Source organism: Neisseria animaloris (assembly GCF_900637855.1).
Taxonomy (GTDB): domain Bacteria; phylum Pseudomonadota; class Gammaproteobacteria; order Burkholderiales; family Neisseriaceae; genus Neisseria; species Neisseria animaloris.
Genome location: NZ_LR134440.1, coordinates 65039 through 86833 on the forward strand (window position 1 = coordinate 65039; position 21795 = coordinate 86833).

18 protein-coding genes are annotated in these 21795 nt (G+C 49.7%); 13 read left to right on the forward strand and 5 right to left on the reverse strand.

From position 1 onward, the window contains the following. Nucleotides 1–90: 90 nt before the first annotated feature. The 3 genes from EL216_RS00295 to fghA all read right to left on the reverse strand — a co-directional run bounded on the left by EL216_RS00295 (nucleotide 91) and on the right by fghA (nucleotide 3987). Nucleotides 91–1443: an MFS transporter gene (locus EL216_RS00295; protein ID WP_085390922.1), complete on the reverse strand. Its 1353-nt coding sequence runs from the start codon at nucleotides 1441–1443 to the stop codon at nucleotides 91–93. A gap of 214 nt (nucleotides 1444–1657) precedes the next feature. Further along, a complete protein-coding gene (locus tag EL216_RS00300; protein WP_085390863.1) occupies nucleotides 1658–3040 on the reverse strand; it encodes a phosphomannomutase/phosphoglucomutase in 1383 nt (460 codons plus the stop codon). Between the two features lie 104 nt (nucleotides 3041–3144). Further along, on the reverse strand, nucleotides 3145–3987 hold the full coding sequence (gene fghA / locus EL216_RS00305) for an S-formylglutathione hydrolase (protein ID WP_085390864.1): 843 nt from the start codon (nucleotides 3985–3987) through the stop codon (nucleotides 3145–3147). A 471-nt stretch (nucleotides 3988–4458) separates the two neighbouring features. Here fghA and EL216_RS00310 point away from each other — a divergent pair, with 471 nt between their 5' ends. Further along, nucleotides 4459–6171, forward strand: a complete 1713-nt coding sequence (locus tag EL216_RS00310) for a proline--tRNA ligase (protein WP_085390923.1) — start codon at nucleotides 4459–4461, stop codon at nucleotides 6169–6171. A 521-nt stretch (nucleotides 6172–6692) separates the two neighbouring features. Here the strand turns inward: EL216_RS00310 and EL216_RS00315 are convergent. Continuing rightward, on the reverse strand, nucleotides 6693–7346 hold the full coding sequence (locus EL216_RS00315; RefSeq protein ID WP_085390865.1) for a YceI family protein: 654 nt from the start codon (nucleotides 7344–7346) through the stop codon (nucleotides 6693–6695). A gap of 533 nt (nucleotides 7347–7879) precedes the next feature. Between EL216_RS00315 and EL216_RS00320 the strand changes: the two genes are divergently transcribed. From EL216_RS00320 to EL216_RS00355, 9 genes are all read left to right on the forward strand, one after another. Then, nucleotides 7880–8530: a fumarylacetoacetate hydrolase family protein gene (locus tag EL216_RS00320; RefSeq protein WP_085390866.1), complete on the forward strand. Its 651-nt coding sequence runs from the start codon at nucleotides 7880–7882 to the stop codon at nucleotides 8528–8530. A 220-nt stretch (nucleotides 8531–8750) separates the two neighbouring features. After that, nucleotides 8751–9338: a LemA family protein gene (locus EL216_RS00325; RefSeq protein WP_085390867.1), complete on the forward strand. Its 588-nt coding sequence runs from the start codon at nucleotides 8751–8753 to the stop codon at nucleotides 9336–9338. Between the two features lie 12 nt (nucleotides 9339–9350). Further along, nucleotides 9351–11180, forward strand: a complete 1830-nt coding sequence (locus EL216_RS00330) for a M48 family metalloprotease (protein WP_085390868.1) — start codon at nucleotides 9351–9353, stop codon at nucleotides 11178–11180. A 553-nt stretch (nucleotides 11181–11733) separates the two neighbouring features. Beyond that, on the forward strand, nucleotides 11734–11880 hold the full coding sequence (locus EL216_RS11020) for a hypothetical protein (RefSeq protein WP_158087733.1): 147 nt from the start codon (nucleotides 11734–11736) through the stop codon (nucleotides 11878–11880). A gap of 47 nt (nucleotides 11881–11927) precedes the next feature. Next, nucleotides 11928–12899, forward strand: coding sequence for an HlyD family secretion protein (locus EL216_RS00335; RefSeq protein WP_085390870.1), 972 nt, complete (start codon nucleotides 11928–11930; stop codon nucleotides 12897–12899). 68 nt (nucleotides 12900–12967) lie between these two features. Then, on the forward strand, nucleotides 12968–13312 hold the full coding sequence (locus tag EL216_RS00340) for a DUF4298 domain-containing protein (RefSeq protein ID WP_085390871.1): 345 nt from the start codon (nucleotides 12968–12970) through the stop codon (nucleotides 13310–13312). A gap of 180 nt (nucleotides 13313–13492) precedes the next feature. Further along, nucleotides 13493–15712, forward strand: a complete 2220-nt coding sequence (locus tag EL216_RS00345; protein ID WP_085390872.1) for a TonB-dependent siderophore receptor — start codon at nucleotides 13493–13495, stop codon at nucleotides 15710–15712. A gap of 150 nt (nucleotides 15713–15862) precedes the next feature. Next, nucleotides 15863–17629 (forward strand): ABC transporter ATP-binding protein/permease, encoded by a 1767-nt coding sequence (locus EL216_RS00350; protein ID WP_085390873.1) that lies wholly within the window; start codon nucleotides 15863–15865, stop codon nucleotides 17627–17629. 116 nt (nucleotides 17630–17745) lie between these two features. Further along, the gene (locus EL216_RS00355; RefSeq protein WP_085390874.1) at nucleotides 17746–18612 is read left to right on the forward strand and encodes an ABC transporter six-transmembrane domain-containing protein; all 867 of its coding nucleotides are present in this window, start codon (nucleotides 17746–17748) and stop codon (nucleotides 18610–18612) included. Between the two features lie 134 nt (nucleotides 18613–18746). Here EL216_RS00355 and EL216_RS00360 read toward each other — a convergent pair whose 3' ends face one another. Continuing rightward, complete coding sequence (locus EL216_RS00360; RefSeq protein ID WP_085390875.1) at nucleotides 18747–19607, reverse strand: MBL fold metallo-hydrolase; 861 nt, start codon at nucleotides 19605–19607, stop codon at nucleotides 18747–18749. Between the two features lie 114 nt (nucleotides 19608–19721). Here EL216_RS00360 and EL216_RS00365 point away from each other — a divergent pair, with 114 nt between their 5' ends. From EL216_RS00365 to EL216_RS00375, 3 genes are all read left to right on the forward strand, one after another. After that, nucleotides 19722–20615 carry a LysR family transcriptional regulator gene (locus EL216_RS00365; protein WP_197720435.1) on the forward strand — a complete coding sequence of 298 codons (894 nt, stop codon included), beginning with the start codon at nucleotides 19722–19724 and terminating at the stop codon, nucleotides 20613–20615. A gap of 153 nt (nucleotides 20616–20768) precedes the next feature. Further along, the gene (locus EL216_RS00370) at nucleotides 20769–21086 is read left to right on the forward strand and encodes a TfoX/Sxy family protein (protein ID WP_085390877.1); all 318 of its coding nucleotides are present in this window, start codon (nucleotides 20769–20771) and stop codon (nucleotides 21084–21086) included. A gap of 32 nt (nucleotides 21087–21118) precedes the next feature. After that, a complete protein-coding gene (locus EL216_RS00375; RefSeq protein ID WP_085390878.1) occupies nucleotides 21119–21784 on the forward strand; it encodes a glutathione S-transferase in 666 nt (221 codons plus the stop codon). Nucleotides 21785–21795 lie beyond the last annotated feature (11 nt).

A 21795-nucleotide genomic window follows, 5' to 3' on the forward strand; every position in this document is an offset into this window, starting at 1 on the left:
GTTCGGATTCGGATGATATGGAAAGCAAAAGTTAAAGGCCGTCTGAAAAAGATTTCAGACGGCCTTTAATATAGCATGAATCGGGTCGGATTACTGGCTGTCGACAACGGTGCGTCGTTTTTCCAAACGCAATACGCCGCGATGGGTCATGAAACAGCAGAAAATACAGGCGGCTACGGCAAACAGCAGAAGATAGAAACCGGCATCCCAGCCGTAACGTTCGGCCAAAATACCGAAGAGGGCGGTGCCGGAGAAGCTGCCCAGCACATAACTGAGCAGGCCGCGCAAACCGGTAGCAGAACCGGCAGCAAAAGAAGGCACCAACTCAATGGCTTGCAGTGAAGACAAAAACATCGGCACATAAATCAAACAGCCTACGATACCGGCACCGATGGTAACGGTGAGTAGGTCTTGTCCGCCCCAGTAAGCAAAGATGGCGATGCCCACACCGACCAAAGCGATCATGGCCAGCGGCATGCGTCTGCCTTTGAAATAGGTGTCGGTTACATAGCCGGCAAGCAGGGTGGACGGAATGGCCGCCCATTCGAAAATCGCAAAAGCGGTTGCCATTTGGCCTTTGGTGAAACCTTTGGTTTCAAGCAGATACAGTGGCAGCCAAGTCAGCACGCCGAAACGGATCATATAGGTGAATACGTCGATAAACGATACGAACCATACATTGATGTCTTTCAGGATATATTGTTTGAAAATCTGCCATGTGGTCAGGTCGATGTCTTCTGTTTTGGTTGCGACCAATTCTTCATTTTCATTTTGCAGAATTTGGTTCATGGGAGGCAGGCCTTCGTTGTAAGTACGGCCCGCACCGAACACATAAACGATAACGGCAACGATGGATGCCAGTACTGTGGGCACAATGAAATGTGCGGCCTGCCAGTGCTCTGTACCCAGCCACGCAATGGCTGCACCGGCAATCGGGGCGATCAGGCCGCCGCCGACGTTATGCGAGATATTGAAAACAGCCGTCGTTACGCCGCGTGATTTACGCGGGAACCAGCTTGCCAGCACCACATAAGCAGGCCCCGCACCCATACCCTGAAAAATACCGTTCAGAATACACAGCAATAAGAAAATCCAGAAAGATGCACTAAAGCCCATCATGAGGTTGACGAGGGCGGACATCATCAAACCAAAAATCATAAAATGTTTCGGGTTCGACTTATCGGCCAGTGCCGACATCACGCCTTTACTGATACCGTACACAATCAGCATCGTGCCGGAAATAAAACCGATGTCTTTTTTGGTAAAGCCGAATTCGGCAATCAGCTCGGGAGACGAAAGCAGAAAGTTGTTTCGCAGAATATAGTAGGCGGCATAACCGATAAAGATACCGAATAAGGCATGCCATCTGAGGCGGTTATACCGTTCTCTGACTTCTGCTTCGGGTACGGGATTGCCCGGTTTGGATGCTAAAAAAGATAACATTTTGACTCCTAGTTTGTCTGCCGATATGGTAATTGGGCGGGTACGTTGAAAAATAAAATTATATAGATGATGGTTGTTAAATATTTTTGTTAATACGGGTTGTTTGATGTGAGTCATTTTGTGTTGAAAGATTTTGCAGAGTTGTTAAAGGCCGTCTGAAAACACCGGTGTTTTCAGACGGCCTTTGATTTTATAAACAGTGAATTGACTGGTTTTATAACGGCCAATGCAGCGCGGGATTGCTTTCAATCACCGTTTTAAACTGGTTTTGAATCCGTGCGATGGCTTCTTCGCTGTCGGCTTCAAATCGCAACACCAATACCGGCGTGGTGTTAGAGGCACGCATCAAGCCGAAGCCGTCGGCGAACTCTACGCGCAGGCCGTCGATGGTAATGATTTCGGCTGCGCCGTCGAATCGGGCATTTTGCGCCAGTTCTTCAATCACTTTGTGGCCGTTGCTGCCTTCAGGTAAATCGATATTCAGTTCGGGTGTGGAAATGCTTTGCGGCAAAACGTTCAGTACGGCGGAAGGATTGTCGCTTGCAGAAAGGATTTCCAGCAGGCGGCAACCGGCGTACAGGCCGTCGTCAAAGCCGAACCAGCGTTCTTTAAAGAAAGTGTGTCCGCTCATTTCTCCCGCAAGAAGTGCGCCGTTTTTCTTCATGGAAGATTTAATGAAGCTGTGGCCGGTTTTTTCCATAATCGGTTCGCCGCCGTGTTCTTTTACCCATGGGGTGAGCAGGCGGGTGGATTTTACGTCGAAAATTACTTTGGCACCGGGGTTGCGGCTCAATACGTCTTGGGCAAACAGCATCAGTTGGCGGTCGGGATAAATGATGTTGCCTTCTTTGGTAACTACGCCCAAACGGTCGCCGTCGCCGTCGAAGGCAATGCCGATTTCCGCATCGCCGGTTTTCAGCTCGTTAACCACATCTTGCAGATTTTTCGGCTTGGCGGGATCGGGATGGTGGTTGGGGAAATTGCCGTCTACATCGCAGAAGAGTTCGGTTACTTCGCAGCCGAGCGCACGGTATAAGTTGCCTGCAAACGCGCCTGCTACACCGTTACCCGCATCGGCAACGATTTTCATCGGGCGTTTGAGTTTGATGTGGCCGACGATGTGGTTTTGGTATTCGGAAGAGATGTCTTTTTCGGTAACGTTTCCTGCGAGGCCGTCTGAAACAAAACGCTTGTTTTCAATGATGGCCAGCAGCTCTTGAATGGCTTCGCCTGCCAGCGTATCGCCGCCGAGCATCATTTTAAAGCCGTTATAGTCGGGCGGGTTGTGGCTGCCGGTAATCATTACGCCGCTGCCTTCGCATTCGCGGATGGCGGCAAAATAGAGCATAGGCGTGGCTACCATGCCGACGTTCAGTACGTCTATGCCGCTTTCGGTTAAGCCTTTTGAAATATTTTCCATCAGCTCGGGGCCGCTCAAACGACCGTCGCGCCCCAGTGCGATTTTTTTGATGCCTTTCTCGGCGGCTTTGGCGGCAATGGCTTTACCGATTAAGTAGGCTGCTTCATTGGTTAGGGTTTTGCTGACGATGCCGCGGATGTCGTAGGCTTTGAAAATATCATGGGCGATGGTTGTCATGAGCATTCCTTATATTAAGTAAATGAATGAACAGAAGTTTTGATTTGAAATTGTAACATAGTGGGAAAAGGCCGTCTGAAAGGTTTCAGACGGCCTTAGTATTTTTATAACCCGAATGCATCGGCGTGAAATTCGATATGCGTGTCGATGAAGCTGGCGATGAAGTAATAGCTGTGATCGTATCCGGGGCGCAAGTTGAATTCGACGTTAAATCCGTTGCCTCGTGCGGCCGCAACAAATTTTTCGGGTTGCAGTTCTTGGGGATAAAAGTCGTCGGCATCGCCTTGGTCTATCAATATCGGCAATTTGCGTGCGGCGCTTTTAACCAATTCGGTGCTGTCATATTGCGCCCATATTTGCGGATTTTGGCCTAGGTATGCGGCAAAAGCCTTTTGTCCCCACGGTGTTTCACTCGGGTTCACAATCGGGGCGAAGGCAGAGACGGCAGCATAACGTTTGGGATTCTTTAGGGCAATCTGCAACGCGCCGTGGCCGCCCATGCTGTGGCCGAAAATGCTGCGTTGATCGGTAACAGAGAAATGTTTTTCTATCAGGTCGGGCAGTTCGCCGACGATATAGTCGTACATTTGATAATGTTTCGCCCACGGTTGTTCTGTGGCGTTGACATAGAAACCGGCTCCCTGACCCAGATCGTAGCTGTCGGCATCGGGCACGTCTTTCCCGCGGGGGGAAGTGTCGGGCATTACCAACGCAATGCCCCATTGCGCGGCAAATCGTTGCGCCCCCGCTTTGGTGGCAAAGTTTTCATCGGTGCAGGTCAAACCGGAGAGCCAGTAAAGCACGGGCACGCGATAGCCTTGCAGGGCTTGCGGCGGCAGGTAGATGGTAAAAGTCATGTCGGTACCGGTGGCATCTGAACGGTGGCTGTAACGTTCGTGATAGCCGTTGAACATTTTGTTACGGGAAGTCAGTGTCGGTGCGGTCATGATGGTGCTTTCGATAGTTGGAAGGGTAATGCGAATATATCAGAAACGGGCCGTCTGAAATAATAGTATGCTAAATACCGTATATGCAAATACATCAATTATGTGTTGTGAAAATCTTATTTAACATAATCATGATGTTTACTATTTTCAGAATTCTATTCACAAACTTTGTGGATAACTTTGTGTATAAATTTGGAGTAACTCGAAAAAAACCTTTGCCGACAATCGACGCGTTAAACTGCCTTAAAAATAGTCAATTAAAAATATTATATAAATCAATATCTTGTATTTTATAATAGCTTTTCAGACGACCTAAAAACAAATTCTTTAAATAAAACAAGGCCGTTTGAAAATTGTGTACAAAATTAGATTGACATTACCCGAAAAGCAAGAAATCCCGGGTAAATGCCTGCCGAAAAAAGCCGCTTTGCGGTACAATGCACATCTTTGATTTTTCCTGCCGATATCAACATGAAAGCCAGTCAATTTTTCATTTCCACCTTAAAGGAAGCCCCTACCGAAGCCGCCCTCGCCAGCCATAAACTGATGCTGCGTGCCGGCCTGATCAAAGCCAATGCTTCGGGTTTGTATACATGGATGCCGATGGGTTTGCGCGTGTTGCGCAAAGTCGAGAATATCGTGCGTGAAGAGATGAACCGTGCCGGCGCGGTGGAGCTGCTGATGCCGGTGGTGCAACCCGCCGAATTGTGGCAGGAAAGCGGCCGCTGGGAATTTTACGGCAAAGAGCTGTTGCGCCTGAAAGACCGCCATGACCGCGATTTCTGTATGGGCCCCACCTGCGAAGAAGTGATTACCGACATCGTGCGCAAAGAAATCACCAGCTATAAACAGCTGCCGAAAAATTTCTACCACATTCAAACCAAATTCCGTGACGAAGTCCGCCCCCGTTTCGGCGTGATGCGTGCACGCGAGTTTGTGATGAAAGACGCTTATTCCTTCCACACCGATTACGAATCGCTGGTGGAAGGCTACAACGCCATGTACGACGCTTATTGCCGTATTTTCAACCGCTTGGGCTTGAACTACCGCCCCGTAGCCGCCGACACCGGCAGCATCGGCGGCACCGGTTCGCACGAATTTCAAGTGCTGGCCGAAAGCGGAGAAGACGTGATTGCATACAGCGACGAATCCGATTTCGCCGCCAACGTCGAGCTGGCACCGACCCTGCCGCAACAAGGCGAACGCGCCGCCGCCACCAAAACCTTAACCAAAGTCCACACGCCTAATGTAAAAACTATTGCCGACTTGGTGGCGTTTTTGAATGTGCCGATTGAAAAAACGCTCAAATCCATCGTGGTGGAAGGCGAAGAAGAAGGTAAATTGGTGTTGCTGCTGTTACGCGGCGATCACGAGTTCAACGACATCAAAGCCGAAAAACTCGCCGGCGTGAAATCACCTTTGGTCATGGCTACGCCTGCCGCCATTCAGACGGCCTTCGGCGCCAACGGCGGTTCGCTCGGGCCTGTCGGTTTCACCGGCAAAGTATATGCCGATTTTGCCGTTGAAAAACTGGCCGATACCGTGATCGGTGCCAATGAAAACGACTACCACTACACCGGCTTCAACTTCGGCCGCGACTGCCCCGAACCTGAATTTGTCGATTTGCGCAATGTGGTTGAAGGCGACCCCAGCCCCGACGGAAAAGGCCGTCTGAAACTGGCACGCGGTATCGAAGTCGGCCATGTTTTCCAACTGCGCGACAAATATTCAAAAGCCTTGAACACTACCTTCCTCGATAGCAACGGCAAAGCGCAAATCATGGAAATGGGCTGTTACGGCATCGGCATCACCCGCATCGTAGCCGCCGCCATCGAGCAGAACAACGACGAACGCGGCATCATTTGGACAGATGCGATGGCACCGTTTGAAGTGGTGATCGTGCCGATGAACTACAAAAAATCCGATAGCGTGCGCGAAGCTGCCGACAAACTCTATGCTGAATTGTTGGCCAAAGGAGTGGATGTGTTGCTGGACGACCGCGACGAACGCGCAGGCGTGTTGCTGAACGACTCCGAACTGTTGGGCATTCCGCACCGCATCGTTATCGGCGACCGCGCGTTGAAAGAAGGCAACGTCGAATACGCTAAGCGTACCGACAGCGAAGCTCAAAGTGTGGCTGTTGGTGAAGTAGCCGCCAAAGTGCTGGAGGCTTTGGGTAAATAAAACCAATCGCGCATGATGAAACGAGGCCGTCTGAAAAGTTTTTTCAGACGGCCTTTTTATAGATACAAGCCGTATAAGCCGTATAAATTGGATTTTGAATTTCTATAAAGCTCCTTGCTTACCATGGGTAAATAAACGGTAACGGTGGGCAAAGATTCTTGCCTTACTGGTCGCATAAACGACTTGTCTCTTTGTATAGGAGGAGATTCTTAAATTCTACAAAAAACGACGGTACCATAAACATATAGCAAACGAACTTAACATACTATGATCTTATTGCGTCTTAGCTCGAAGAGAACAATTTTGTAAGCCGCAAAGCGGCAACAGAATCGGTTCCGTACTACCTGTACTGTCTGCGGCTTGCTGCCTTGTATCAAAAATAAGTATATTTGCTATGCTGTATTTGATCAGAACCTATTGTTTTCCAAAACATAAAGATCGCAGGCCGTCTGAAATGATTTCAGACGGCCTGCGATCTAGAAAAGGGAATATGGAATGAAATCAAATTTCAAACAACTTGATTACTCTTTACGGGTAAATTCAGCGTTAAAAGAAACCGGAATTTGTTGAACGATAGAGCTTAAGCCCATTACTTCAACCAGTTGAGCTACACCGCCGACCATGTCCATTGCTTTAACATCCAAGAGAACAGGGCTTAGAGTGCTAACCATGATTTTGTCTGCGCTGATGCGTTGTGCAGATAGGTCGGCTTCAAGATTGATTTGTTTGCCGTGAATGTCCAAAACCAAAGGCTGTTTCAAATTCACAGTTTCACCGATAGCCAGTTTGTTCACGGCATCTACATCTACTTTGCCAGTAACATTGGCTTTAGCGAATTTGGCAGTTTCAAATACCCAATCTTTCAAGCGCTGGTCGCGGATTTCAATACCGGTGCTTACACTGCTCAAATCCACTTCCATTTTGAATTCACCGTCTTTGCCTAATACGGCTTGGCTGGCTTTGAAGCGTGATTGCTCAGTTACACTGCCCAATTGTTTGTTGATTTTGCTGCTCAGGAAGGTAATACCGGCGTTAGATACTTCCCAATCGGCAGGGGTTTGCGGCACGGCTTGTACGGCTTCTGCAGCAGGTTGTGCAGATTGTGCAGTTTCGCTGGGTGAGCAGGCAGCAAGAGCCAGTAAAGAAGCCGATACAATAAGTGCTTTTTTAAACATAATATAATTCCTTTCTTATCTTTTCTTCGAAAACGTATGTGAAATATAAAATAAAAATTGCCGAATGGTATTGCTATAAAAACTAATAATTATACAAGGCTAAGGTTTGCAAATATCGGAATCGGTATGGGAAAACCGGAAAATACTGTAGAATCATTAGGTTTCACAGCTATTTGGTGCCATACGGATTTGCTTTGGGAGCTCCAAATGCAAATTTTACATAAAACTAGACGACGCTATAAGGTATTTCTTACAACTAAATCGGATTTTTATTAAATTATTTTGACAAAAATGATGAATATTTTTATAGCATATTGTTTTAAATATAGAAATTTTTATCATTATTTACATTAAAAAACAAGTTGTTCCTGTTATTTTTTATGCACATGCAATACATGAGAATTCGGTAATACGGGATAGTTTGAATTTTTTGAAAACAGTTGGAAATGAAGTATGCCGGAACATCGTTTTCATTTTTGGCATAAACAACGTGGTAATAGCATGTGTTGAAATATTACTGAAAGGAGGGAGTTGTGACGGAAGTCATATTGGAAAAGCAGAGGGTAGATGTCAACAATATCTATTGTATCGGCCGAAATTATGTAGATCATATTGCCGAATTGAAAAATGGAATGCCTGCCGAACCGGTGGTGTTTATGAAGCCGAACAACAGTATTTTGCACTCAGGCGGCACCATCCGCCTGCCGGTGTACAGTCATTCGGTGCATTATGAAAGCGAATTGGTGTTATTGATCGGCAAAGATTCAGATGGCCTCGATTACGATGATTTGACTGGAATCATTGCCGGCTACGGTGTGGGCTTGGACTTAACCGCACGCGATGTACAAAGCCGTTTGAAAGAAAAAGGTTTGCCGTGGACTAAGGCCAAAGGCTTCCGGGGTGCGGCATGTGTGTCGGAGTTTATCGGGCCGGACAAGTTACGTAACCCGAACAATTGTAAATTTACTTTTAAAGTAAACGGTAAAATACGCCAATGCGGTGAAACTTCACACATGATTTATCCGTTGCCGGCGATTTTGAAAGAACTTGCCGAAACTTATGGTTTGTGTAAGGGCGATGTGGTTTTCACCGGTACGCCGGCGGGAGTGGGCGAATTGCACACGGGGGATAAGCTAGAATTGGATTTGGCCGAAACGGTACAGGCGTTTTTTGATGTGGGTTGACTTGAAAATAGGATTTTCGGAGACTTCAGGCCGTCTGAAAAGTAAGAAAAGTGTAAATATTTTGTGAATAAAAGCCAAATATTTTCAAATAAATGGGTAAATTTACCTCGTCTAACCCTACATTACAGTAATGTTTATCCGTTATAATCATCTAGGTATTGCATGTCGGTTTCATCATATGGGGGCCGTCTGAAAAAATTAAGATAAAAAGGATGTAACGATGGGACCGTTTCTCGCTTTACTTTTTGTTATCGCTTGTGTGATTTTTCCTGCCGTGCTTTACAACAGGCTGGTTGCCGGAAGAAACCAATATCTCAATGCGTTTGCGCAAATCCAAGTGCAGCTGAAACGCCGTCATGATTTGATTCCCAATCTGATTGAAGCTGCTAAAATCTATTTGAATCACGAGCGTGCCACTTTGGAGGCGGTTACGGCGGCACGAAGTCGTGCGGAGTCGTTGTTGCAGGCGGCAGCGGCCAATCCGAATGTCAATTCGTTAACTTCGCTCGGAGCGGTGGAAACTGAACTCAACGGTGCATTGCGGAATTTACAGGTAACGATTGAGGCATACCCTGAATTGAAAGCCGACCAAAACATTTCCCAGCTTACCGAAGCGCTTGATACGGCTGAAAATCGCGTGGCTTTCGCACGGCAGGCATATAACGACTCGGTGATGTTTTACAATAATCTGCGTCAGTCGTTTCCCACCAATATGCTCGCCGGTTTTTTCGGCCACAAGCAAGATGCGGCTTTGTTGAAGTTTGAAGATAATGCCGTAATTCAAATCAGCCCGCGTATTCTGCAATAAGGCAGAGTTTAAATGCGTTTCTTCGAGCAGCAGGCGAAAGCCCGCCGATATACGGTTAAATTGGTTGTACTGTATGTTACCGCCATGTCGTTAACTGTTTCGTTGCTCACATGGGCGTCCGGTTGGTTTATGCCCGAAGAATTCCATACCCTGAAAAATTATTTGATAATCGCCGCATCGTTTGCCGGCGTGATGCTGGCTGCGAGCTGGTACCGTTTGCGTAGCCTTTCGGAAGGCGGGCACGTTGTGGCTAAGGCGTTGGGCGGCGAACGTATTTACCCGCGCAAGGCCACAACACCGGCGGAAAGGCGGGTATTGAACGTGGTGGAAGAAATGGCGTTGGCTTCCATGATGAGGCTTCCTAAAGTTTACCTCTTGCCCGACAGCAGTATTAACGCATTTGCCGCCGGCATGGGCGGTAAAGACGCTGTAATCGGTATCACGCAAGGCGCGGTAAACAATCTGAACCGTGCGGAATTGCAAGCAGTAATCGCTCATGAATTCAGCCATATCCTTAACGGTGATACGCGTTTGAATATGCGGCTGACCGGTTGGCTGTTCGGTTTGCAGATGATTGAAGTGTTGGGTAAATATTTGATGTTCGGCACGCACTTTCAAATCTCGGGAAATAAAAAAACCATAGAGGAAGAAGCGAATACCGCTGTGGCCGGCTGTTTGGTCAGCATGCCGTTTACCTTGCTGGGGCTTATGTTCAGAATCATAGGCGGCTTGGGGGCATTACTTGCCGGCTGGATTCAGGCGGCCATTTGCCGTCAGCGGGAATATCTGGCTGATGCTTCAGCAGTCCAATTCACTCGTCAGACGGAAGGCATGGTTGGAGCCTTGCACAAAGTAGCCATTGCACCGCGTCACCGTTTGCATTCTTGGCATGCGGCGGAGTATGCCCATTTTATGTTCGGCAGTATTTATGAGCCGGATATTTTCGACAAACTGGCCGCAACCCACCCGAAAATTATCGATCGGATCCGCCGTCTCAGCCCCTACCGTGCCCGCCAGCTTGCCGAAGAGGTAGCCGCCGCAGAATGGTTGGGGGAAAAACAGCCTTACGAAGGCGTTTTCGCGTTGGTGAACGCACGCAAGGAAGATGCATGGGCGGCAGCCGAAGCAGAAGCCCAATTTAACGAACAGCAGAAGCTGGCCGATGCCATGCGCCGAAAAATCATCGTCACCAATCCCGACTATGCCGCACGGCAGGCATTGTTGGCACGGAATGCACCAAATGTTTGGTTTTCTCTGGCATCGAACGGCAAACGGGCACCGTTGTTGTTGCATGCCATGCTTGCTCCTGCCGGTTTTCAGACGGCCTTAGTGCACAGTGATGCTTTAGGGGAAGTGTTATACCAGCGTTTGTGTGAACAGCCGCTTTACTCCGTTCATTATATCGATTTGCTCGAGCATATGTTGCCTTACGCTGCTTCGTTGAGGTTGGAAGAAAAACTGTTGGCAGAAGCCGAACGAGCCTACTGCGCCAATGATGAAGCTGCTTTGGCGCAACATTGCGTTTGGCATTTGTTGAATGTGTATCTCGGCAGGCCGTCTGAAAAAGACCATGCCGGTAATCCTGATACGGCAGATTCCATTATCAATACCCTCATTAGTTTTCAGACGGCCTCCGAAAAAAACGGCGGTAAGATTAAAACGGCTTTGTTTCGGCAATTTCAGATGGCCTTAAATCAAGTCGCCGAATTGCCCGAAAGCGAGCGGCAGCGGATTCTTGCCGACTGTGAAGTCGTGCTCGGGCAATGGCACAATCGGGCTGTCGCCGAAATATTGCGTTATACGCTGGGCGTATCATTGAATATCGTCGGAATTGGTGATTAATATTTTATTTAAATCAGTTGGTTAAGGCTGAACACATTTCTTAAACCATTCCTATCCGTTCCATCAAAATCTGAAGCCGTCTGAAAAGTTTGTTCAGACGGCCTTTCCCGTGTGTCCGGCTATTGTAATGTGGGTATTGCTGGGCTATATTGAATAAAATATATGTCCGCTATAAAAATCAAGCACTTTATGCAGCAAATCTTTCCCGTTTCCAATTTATTCAAGCCGGTTTGCGGCTTTGTCCGCAATACGGCTACCGCAAACTTTCGGTGCGGTTGCTGGCTGCCGGAGCCGGATTGAGTACGTTCGTTCGGGTTGATGGCATTTGATTCGTATGCGGACATTCCGGCAGTTAAACGGCTAAGTGCAAGCGTTTGGCAGTTGGCGGTATGGCTATGTAAGAATTTGGAATGAGTACACAGCGTACGGGCTGACAGTGTTGATGAAGCGGAAGCGGTAGATGAATTTCGGCGTGCCCGTTTCAGCAGATTTTCAGACGGCCTGCTGTCTTTGTTAAATGAAAGCGGCAGCCGGTTAATGCTTTCCGAGCAGATTGCGGCTTACTTATTTAAACGGTTCGGTATTCGTACCGATGATTATCGGCATCCGCTTGAACAATATAGGCGTACTACCCGAATCGGTAAGCGGCAAAACTTCCGAAGTGCTGGAAAACGCCGCCATCAAACAATATATCGAATAGTCTTTTTCCGTGTTGCTCCCTTATGAGACAAAACATAGGACAAGTTTATGAAAAAAATGACAATTGTCGTTGTAATCGCTTTACTTGCCGCAGGCGGTTGGTACGTTTACCGGCAAAACAGCCGGAACGAACTTCCCAAAGGCTTCGCCCAATCCAACGGCCGTTTGGAGCTGAACCGCTTTGACATTGCCAGCCTGTATCCGGGGCGGGTGCAGGCGGTGTTGGTGGACGAGGGCAGCGAAGTAAAAGAGGGCGACGTATTGGCCGAGCTTTCTTCCGTAACCAGCAGCAGTCAGCTTGAAGCCGCCAAAGCCCAGAAACAGCGCGCGCAGGAAGCAGTGACGCGGGCGGATGCCGAAATCAAGGCATACGAGCAGCAGCAGAAAGTGGCGCAAATGGAATTGGGTAATGCCCAAAGTTTGAAGCGCGACGAATTGGTGTCGTCGGCAGAAGTAAGCAAACGGCTGGCCGCGCGCGATGGTGCGGCGGCTTCGGTGAAAGCGGCGCGTGCCGCCCGTGCCGAAGCGGTGGCGGCGGTGGCGGCGGCTCAGGCGCAGATTAACCAAGCGGCTTCGGCCAATGACGACATGACCATCCGCAGCCCCAAAGCGGGCAGGGTGGAATACAAAATCGCCGAAACGGGCAGCGTGATTGCGGCGGGCAGCAAAGTAGTGAGCCTGCTTGATCCGGCCGATGTGTCGATGAACATTTTTCTGCCCAACGCTCAGGCAGGCCGTCTGAAAGTGGGCGACGAGGCGCGGATTGTGCTCGACAGCGTGAAGGCCGTGTTCCCCGCCAAAATCAGCTTTATCGCCACCGAAGCCCAGTTCACGCCCAAATCGGTGGAAACCGCCAACGAGCGCGAAAAGCTGGTATTTAAAGTCAAACTGAAACTCGCGCCCGAAACCGCTTCCCGCTACAACCGCCTGCTCAAAGGCGGCATGACGGGCAACGGCTATGTGCGTACCGACGATGCGGCCCAATGGCCGTCTGAATTGGCGGTTAAGCTGCCGCAATAACGCCGCCCCAATGCCCAAATACCGCAACAAAGCGACTCCACACGAACACAGAACAGAAAGGATACCCCATGACCGACTTGCCAAATCAAGCCGAAGCACAGGCACGCATCGACCATATTCAGAAACTCTACCGCGAATGGACCCAGCTGCTTCCCAAACTCGAAGCCGCCCATCAAGACTGGCTGCGCGGCGAAGCCATCATGCGCGAGCTGGCGCAGTTTTACTTTGAAGGCGAATACATGCGCTACGTTCAAGCGCTTGAAGACGGGCTGGACGTGAACCTGCACACGCAGGGAGAATACAGCATCATGAGCGAAGATGCACTGTGGAACGCCTTTGCCGAACAGCAAAACCTAGCTTGGCAGCGGCTGCGCTCGGCTGTGGCGGTGTTGGATAGGAATGGCGGTGATTGAGGCCGTCTGAAAACCATGCCTGTCTGAAAGCTGTTTTCAGGCAGGTATTTTTATGCTGTGAACCATCATATAGACAATATAAAAATATTTTGAAATATAAATGATAATAATTTTTAAATGTATTAACATAATAAAATTCTTGAACCGATATTATTTTTATAGGTAACAGGATATTTTGAGATGAAAACATATTTCACTTCAGTGGTTCTAACCGTAACGGCAATGGGAGCCGGAGCGCCGGCATGGGCGAAAAATCAGCCTCCTTTGTCGGATTCGGCACAGCAATCCCCGTTGCCGCAAGCGGTTGAAGTCGATACGGTAACGGTGCGCGGTAAACGCATTACCATGGAAAAAGGCTATAAAGCCGAACGCAGCGACATTACCGGTGTCAACACATCCATTCTTGACACGCCTTACAGCATTGATGTGGTCACTCAAGAGCAGTTGCAGGATAAACAGCCGCAAACTTTGGAGGAAGCGGTAAAAGGCATCAGCGGCCTAACGCAAGGCAATAATCTGGCGGGCACCTTGGATACGGTTATGCGTAGGGGTTACGGAGGGAACCGCGACGGTTCGATTATGCGTAACGGCTTGGGAAGCTCGATGGCACGAAATTTCACGGCTAATGTCGAGCGGGTCGAAGTATTGAAAGGCCCGGCTTCAACGCTGTACGGTATGCAGAATCCCGGCGGTGTGATTAATGTTGTAACCAAAAAGCCGGACTATACGAAAAACAGCACCGCAGTAAACGTCGGCTACGGCAATTATGCAGCAAGAAATCTCGGTATTGATACAACCGGGCCTATCGGCAACAGCGGCTTTGCTTACCGTTTGGTTGCCGACTATCAAACCAAAAATTACTGGCGGAGTTTCGGTAGCAACACCGAATATGTCATCGCCCCTTCTTTATCTTGGAAAAACGATAAAACTAAGGTTTCGGCGGGCTACGAATATCAGAATTACGAAGGCGTGTTCGACCGGGGTACTTTTTTAGACGTTAGTGGCACGGCCGCAAATAATCCCAATTATGGCAAGGCGTTGGACATCCCTTTAAAACGCCGTTTGGACGATCCGATTAACGTGACCAAAGGTTATTCGCACACTTTCCAATTAAGCGGCGAACACAAGCTGAATGCCGATTGGCGGTTGCAGGCAGAGTACGGGTTCAGCAAAAATCATTACAACGATTGGCAGGCACGCGTGATGAGCTATAACGCCGCCAAGCGGGAAGTTAGCCGCCGTATCGACGGCACAAGGCCTTCCGATGCAGTTACGCACAGCCTGAACCTTTCTGCCAACGGCCTCGTTGACCAAGGTGAAAACATTACGCACAAATTGCGTGCATCTTTGCAATTGCAAGACTACAAATTGAAATTGGGCGATTTGCGCCGCAGCGCCACCCGTCACACCATGAGTGTGGACAATCCCATTTACGGGCAAAACTGGATTGAATCGACCAATCCGACGGCAGACGCGCGTACCAGCGATACGCTCGAGCATTACAAAACCGCCGCCCTGCTGCTGCAAGATTCCGCCTATATCGGCAACCGTTGGATTGTTTCCGGCGGTGTGCGCGGGCAGTGGCACAAAATAGAATCCGGGCAAGGCCGCCCGGCACGCTTCCGCAACCACAGTAGCGGTTTCGACCTGCTGCCGCAAATCGGCGCGGTTTACCTGATTAACCCGAGATGGTCGGTTTACGGCAATTTCGGCACATCGGCCAAACCTAATGCTTCGCGCAACATCGACTACGGCGGCAAAAAAATCCCGCTGGAAAAAAGCCGCCAGTTTGAGGTCGGCAGCAAATACAACGGAGAAAACCTTAGCGCGAATCTGGCTTTATTCCATATCAAAAAAAGCAATGTTGCACGCCCCGTAACTTTGGACAACGGTGAAGTGGAAACGCGCGTTATCGAAAAAAACCGCTCGCAGGGTATGGAAGTGGATGTCAACGGCAAAATTACCGACAAATTGGGTATTTCCGCCAATTACACTTTCACAGACACAAAAGTGGTTGAAGATAAAAACGAGCCGCTCAACGAAGGCACGCAATTCGGCAGCATTCCCAAACACACCGCCGGCCTGACGCTGTTTTACGACTTCGGCCGGGCGGCGGGCGGCAACTGGCGCGCAGGGGCGGGTTTGGACTACCGCGGCACATGGGGCTTTAATTATGTGCGGAACAACCAAGCCCAATGGTTCAAACTGCCTTCGGCAACCACATACAGCGCGTTTGTTTCTTATGACACAAAAGTCGGCGGCAAACCGTTGAATGTGCGTCTGACCGGTAAAAATCTGGGCAACAAGCAATACTTTGTGTCGCACACTACCGCCACCATGGAGCATTTGTCTATCGGTGAGCCGCGCACGGTAGCTTTGGGCGCCAAGTTAAGCTTCTGATACCTTGCCGCTGCCTTTGCATCTGGTTTTTAAAGAAGGCATCCCCCTATTTGGGTTTGCCCGTTTTAAGCGGCAATATCATTATTGTTCATTTTATTTACCCTATGCCTGTCTGAATTTTTTCAGACAGGCATCCTATTACTGTTCATTATGGAAAAATGGCAAATCGAATTAAATGCCACGCCGCTCTGGTTTTTACAGACTTTTATAGGCGTATCTGTTTCTCTTGTTGCAATAGTTTATATTATCGGCAAAACCCGTTTCGGCAGACAGTTCCGGCAAATTCTTTCACCGTGCTTGGATAAAGCAGGCCGTCTGAAAATTCTGCTGTTGCTGGCGGCTATGGTAATGCTGCTGCTGACCGAAATCCGCCTGAATGTTTTGAACACATTTTTTTACAACGGCTTATACAGCGCATTGCAAGACAAAAAAGCAGCGGCTTTCTGGTTTTTCGCTTTAATCAATGCCGGCGTGGTGATTATGCGCACGCTCAACGGCATTGTTAACGACTTTTTAGACCAGTCTCTTGCAATTAAATGGTCTGAAAAACTGAACGGCGTGCTGGTTTCACGCTGGTTTGCCGATAAAAATTATTACCGGCTGCATATGCTGCGCCATGAACCGGATAATATAGACCAACGCATCCAGCAAGATGCGCAGGAATTTATCGCCAATACCATCGAATTTATACGCGGGATGCTCAATTCCGTTTTGTCGGCCATTGAATTTACCGTCGTGCTATGGGGGTTGTCCGGCGTTTTATCCTTATTCGGCCTGAACATTCCGCGCGGCATTGTGTTTTTCGTGTTTATTTTTGTGCTGCTCTCTACCGCTGCAGCGATGTGGATAGGTAAGCCGCTCATCCGTTACCATTACGACAATGAAAAGCTCAACGGCGACTACCGTTATTCTCTTATCCGCATCCGGGATCACGCCGAAAGCATTGCCTTTTACCGGGGCGAGTGGAAAGAACAACAGCAACTGGGCGACCGTTTCCGCGCCGTCATCCGCAACCGCTGGAAAATCACGCGGCAAAGCGTAGTCTTGGGCGGATTCAACGACCTCTTGACCCAAAGCGTCCAATTGCTGCCTTTGATGCTGCAAGCCCCGCGCTTTTTTGCAGGGCAAATCAAAATCGGCGATATGCATCAAACCGTGCAGGCATTCAACCGCCTGCAACGCGCCTTGTCGTTTTTCCGTAATTTTTATGAATCTTTCACCGCCTACCGCGCCCGCTTGGAGCGTTTAAGCGGTTTTCTTTCCAACTTGGAAACCTCCGACTGCGGCTCAAACGGCATTGACGTTGTTTCAGACAGGCTTGAATTGGAGAATGTTGCCGTTTACCGCACCGATGGCACGGTATTGCTCAACCATGTCGCTTTAAAAGCGGAATGTGGAGACGCTTTGCTGATTCAAGGCCCGAGCGGCTGTGGCAAGACTACATTGATGCGTGTTTTGGCCGGACTGTGGCCTTTCGGCAGCAGCGGTACGGTAAGAAGGCTGCCTCATCACGAAACCTTGTTTGTACCGCAGCGCCCTTATGTGCCGCAAGGTACGCTGTACGAAGCCATATGTTATCCTGATCTCAACCCTTCACCCGAAGAGCTGCGGCTGGTATTGGCAGACTGCCGCTTGCATTATCTCGCCGGATGTTTAGACAAAACCGACGACTGGCAGCACCGCCTTTCTCCGGGAGAGCTGCAACGTATCGCTTTCACCCGTATTCTGCTGGCACGGCCCAAATTGATTTTGCTTGACGAAGCCACCTCCGCACTAGACGAAAGCACCGAAGCAGCACTTTACATACTTATCCGCCAAAAGCTGCCCGACAGCATCATCGTCAGTATCGGCCACCGCAATACGCTCTGTGCATTCCATAACAAAACCATGCAGATAAGCGGATCGATGGCCGTTTGAAAAGTAAAATCTCTTGGCGGGATGCCGCAGATGCGGCAAATACACTATAACGGCAATGCAGTTGAATTTTTTATAAACGGTATGACTGCACCGATGATGGGAAATGAAGTTTAACCATGTGGAATACTTTAAAAAATATCGGCACCGCACACCGCAAAAAGCTGCTGCTCACGTTCAGCATCGTGGCTTTGGAAAACCTGCTGTTTCTGATTTACCCCGTGTTCGGCGGTTTTGCCGTCAACGCGGTCATGCAGGGAAAGGTATGGCAGGCGCTGACTTACGCGCTTTTGGTATTGTTGATGTGGTTGGTGGGCGCGGCACGGCGCAGCGTCGATACGCGCGTGTTTGCCCGTATTTACAGCGAAATCGCCGTGCCTGTGATTGTGAAGCAGCGCATACAGGGGCAGACGCCGTCTGAAATTGCGGCGCGGGTGGCATTGTCGCGGGAATTTGTCGATTTTTTTGAAATGCATTTACCGACGGCGGTTACTTCGCTGGTGTCTGTGTTCGGCGCGGCCATTATGCTTTTGGTGCTGGAGTTTTGGGCCGGCGTGTTGAGCCTGATGATTTTGGCGGTATTTTTGATATTGCTGCCGGGTTTTTCGCGCGTGAGCGAAAAACTGTATTTCAAACTCAACAACCGCTTGGAGCGCGATGTGGATATGATTCAGTCTGCTCCCGAAATCATGCTGCATAGACATTTCGGTTTGGTTGCCCGTTTACGCATTCTGATTTCCAACCGCGAAGCATTGGGCTATCTGTGTGTCGGTGCCGCGATGGCGGTATTGTTCGGCTTTACTTTCGTGTGGATAACCTTAAACGGCTACGGCAGCGCAGGACATATCTATTCGCTCACCACTTATTTATGGATGTTTGCCATGAGTTTGGACGATGTGCCGAGGCTGGTAGAAAGCTATTCCAATCTGAAGGACATTGCCCGTCGCGTGGAAGTGGAAAGTATTCATTCCAAGCAGGCCGTCTGAATGCCTGTCTGAAAAAAGCATTTTAAAAAATAGCACGCCTGAGGTAGTTCGAGGCCGTCTGAAAATATTTCAGACGGCCTCGATGTTTTCCAAAGCTTTTCAGGCAGGCATGACAAGCCTGCAAACCGTGCGGCTTATTTAGGCCATTTTTCTTCGCCCATCACCACTTTCGCACCCAGTTCCAAATCATCCCCGCCTTTTAAGTTGGGGAAGGCGGTTTTGAGGCGGTTGACAACATCGCGGCTGTTTTTGGCCGAAGAGACGGCTTTTTCGACTTCGGCCAGATAACGCCGGTTGAATTCGATGGTTTTGACGGAAGGCGTGCCGATAAAATGCCCGGGAATGACCCGGCGCGGTTTCAGCGCGGCGATGTCGTCCAAAGTGCGCGCCCATTTGCTGCGTGCCTGTTTGGTTTGCGAATCGGCCAGCCACAAATGCGTGCCTTCATAAAGCGGCACGCCGCCCAACACGGTTTTGCTGCCGGAATCCCACAAGTAAGTCAGCGCGGGGTTGATGTGTTTGCCGCGGATTTCCAAACGGCTGCTGCCCACTTTCAAATAAGCCGCGTCGGTGGCTTTGGGCAGCACCAGCATTTTCGGTGCGTTGTTTTTTAAAATGGGCGACCAGTATTTGTATTTGCCGATGATGCTTTGTTCGATATGCGCCAAAGTTTCGGGCGTGGCAACGATTTCCGCTTGCGGAAAGGCTTGGCCGACTACGTCCAGCCCGAAATAAAAATCGGGGTCGTAATGGCTGATATAAACGGTTTTCAGAGGTTTGCCGATGGCTTTGATTTGTTGAACCAGTTTTTGCGCGTCATTGCGCTGGAACTGGGCATCCACCAGCAACACTTCTTTGTCGCCTTCCACAATCACGGAAGAAACGGGGAAAATGCTGCCTTCCTGCGGATTGAAAGTGTGGAAGGTCAATTGGTCGGCCAGTGCGGCTTGAGAAATCAGGGCGGAAGCCAAAACGGCCAAAGAATGTTTGTTCACGGAATATCCTTTTTACAATCGGTTAAGATGCCGCGCATAATATATGAAACAATATAAACAAAAAACCGCTTGGATTGAGTTATACTGTTTCTTATTTTGCAACAATTAGGCGTAATGATGGACAAACTAACCGCAGTGAAAGTGTTTTTGGCCGTGGCCGAAAGCGGCAGTTTTACCGCCGCCGCCGAGAAATTGGAGATGTCCAAAGCCATGGTTTCAAGGCATATCGCCCTGATGGAGCAATGGCTGAATGCGCGGCTGCTGCAACGCACCACCCGCCATGTCGGTTTAACGGCGGCAGGCGAGCAGGCATTGCGCTATTGCAGGCAAATCAATGAATTGGCAGAGGATGCCGTATGGGAAATCGCTCCGGCCGACGGCGAATTGCGCGGCGTTTTGCGGCTCACCGCCAGCACATCGTTCGGCATCTGCCATTTGGCTCAAGCGGTTGCCGGGTTCGGCAGGCAACACCCCAAACTCAGCATTCATCTGCATGTGGGCGACGAAACCGTGAATCTGGTGGAATCCGGCATAGATTTGGCGGTACGCATCAGCAGCAGCCCCGATTCCTCGCTGATCGCCCGCCCGCTTTCCCCCTGCCGCTCGCTGCTGGTTGCCTCGCCGGATTATTTGGCGGCATACGGCATACCGCAGCATCCCGACGACCTGCACCAACACCGCTGTTTGGCACACACCAACTTCAACCGCAGCGAATGGCATTTCAGCAACGGCGGCGAACGGCATTCCCTTACGCTCAACAACACCGTTGCCGGCAATGACGCATCGGTGCTGCTGCAAACCTCCCTTAACGGGGCAGGCATCGCCATGCTTCCGCGTTATATGTTGGGCAAACATTTGGAGCAAGGTACCTTGCAGGCCGTGCTGCCGCAATGGACTTTGCCCGAAATGACCATTTACGCGCTTTATCCCTCACGCCGCCAACTTTCCCGCCCCGTGCGCCTGTTTTTGGATTTTTTGGTGGATTATTGTGCGGATAGGGATTGGTAAAAGTTGTATGATGAAGTGAGGCCGTCTGAAAAAATGCCTGTCTGAAAAAGCATTTTAAAAAACAGCACGTCCTTCATACTCGGGCTTGACCCGAGTATGACGGTACGGTTACTACTGAAGTTATTTGGTTACACATGGAAAAAAGAGGCGCATATGGCATCCGGCAAAGCATATTTGGATTTTATTTTGGAACAATTATCCGACTTGGACGACATCACATATCGAGCCATGATGGGCGAGTATATTCTCTACTACAAGCAGAAAATCGTCGGAGGCATCTACGATGACCGGTTGCCGGTTAAACCCGTTCAGTCGGCAATCGACTACATGCGGAATGCGGCCTATGAGTTGCCTTACGAAGGCGCAAAAGCAATGCTGCTTGTGAGCGAAGTGGATGACAAGGCGTTTTCAACAGGGCTGTTTGAGGCCATGTATGATGAATTGCTCCAAGCCAAGCCCAAGAAAAAGTAAACCGCAAAATCAGCGATGAAAGGAAGTCCGCCATGATTACCCTATACGCACTCAAACAATCGCGAGCCTACCGCATCGCATGGCTGCTCGAACTGCTCGGCTTGGAGTACCGCGCGGAAGTGATCGCACGCGATGCCGAAACCTCGCTTGCGCCCGACAGCCTGCGCCGTGTCCACCCGTTGGGCAAATCGCCCCTGATAGACGACAACGGCTTGGTGCTGGCCGAAAGCGGTGCGATTGTCGAATACCTAATCACACGCTACGGGCAGGAAACGGGATTGAGGCCGTCTGAAAACAGCGCGGTTTATCCCGAATATCTGTTTTGGCTGCATTATGCAGAAGGTTCGCTGATGCCGCTGCTGGTGATGTCGCTGGTGTTCCGCAAAATCGAAACGCGCAAAATGCCGTTTTTCGCCAAACCCGTTGCCCGCAAGATTACCGACGGCGTGCGCGCATCGTTTTTGAATCCGCAACTCAAACTGCATTTGGAATTTGTCGAAAGCAAGCTGGACGGCCGCACTTGGCTGCTGGGCGGAGAAATCAGCGGTGCCGACATCATGATGGGTTTTCCCTTGCAGGCCGCCGTGTCGCGCACATCGCTGAACCTGCCGAATATCGCCGCCTATGTGCGCCGCATTGAAAACGACCCCGCCTACCAACGGGCGCAAGAGCGCATCGGGAAGCTGGAATTGCTGTGATGCCGTGCCTG

Coding starts and splice junctions, on each gene's coding strand:
- EL216_RS00365 (WP_197720435.1), top strand. CDS start 19,722: ATGATGGACAAACTAACCGCAGTGAAAGTGTTTTTGGCCGTGGCCGAA.
- EL216_RS00340 (WP_085390871.1), top strand. CDS start 12,968: ATGACCGACTTGCCAAATCAAGCCGAAGCACAGGCACGCATCGACCAT.
- EL216_RS00310 (WP_085390923.1), top strand. CDS start 4,459: ATGAAAGCCAGTCAATTTTTCATTTCCACCTTAAAGGAAGCCCCTACC.
- EL216_RS00345 (WP_085390872.1), top strand. CDS start 13,493: ATGAAAACATATTTCACTTCAGTGGTTCTAACCGTAACGGCAATGGGA.
- EL216_RS00350 (WP_085390873.1), top strand. CDS start 15,863: ATGGAAAAATGGCAAATCGAATTAAATGCCACGCCGCTCTGGTTTTTA.
- EL216_RS00370 (WP_085390877.1), top strand. CDS start 20,769: ATGGCATCCGGCAAAGCATATTTGGATTTTATTTTGGAACAATTATCC.
- EL216_RS00315 (WP_085390865.1), bottom strand. CDS start 7,346: ATGTTTAAAAAAGCACTTATTGTATCGGCTTCTTTACTGGCTCTTGCT.
- EL216_RS00355 (WP_085390874.1), top strand. CDS start 17,746: ATGTGGAATACTTTAAAAAATATCGGCACCGCACACCGCAAAAAGCTG.
- EL216_RS00330 (WP_085390868.1), top strand. CDS start 9,351: ATGCGTTTCTTCGAGCAGCAGGCGAAAGCCCGCCGATATACGGTTAAA.
- EL216_RS00335 (WP_085390870.1), top strand. CDS start 11,928: ATGAAAAAAATGACAATTGTCGTTGTAATCGCTTTACTTGCCGCAGGC.
- EL216_RS00300 (WP_085390863.1), bottom strand. CDS start 3,040: ATGACAACCATCGCCCATGATATTTTCAAAGCCTACGACATCCGCGGC.
- fghA (WP_085390864.1), bottom strand. CDS start 3,987: ATGACCGCACCGACACTGACTTCCCGTAACAAAATGTTCAACGGCTAT.
- EL216_RS00295 (WP_085390922.1), bottom strand. CDS start 1,443: ATGTTATCTTTTTTAGCATCCAAACCGGGCAATCCCGTACCCGAAGCA.
- EL216_RS00375 (WP_085390878.1), top strand. CDS start 21,119: ATGATTACCCTATACGCACTCAAACAATCGCGAGCCTACCGCATCGCA.
- EL216_RS00325 (WP_085390867.1), top strand. CDS start 8,751: ATGGGACCGTTTCTCGCTTTACTTTTTGTTATCGCTTGTGTGATTTTT.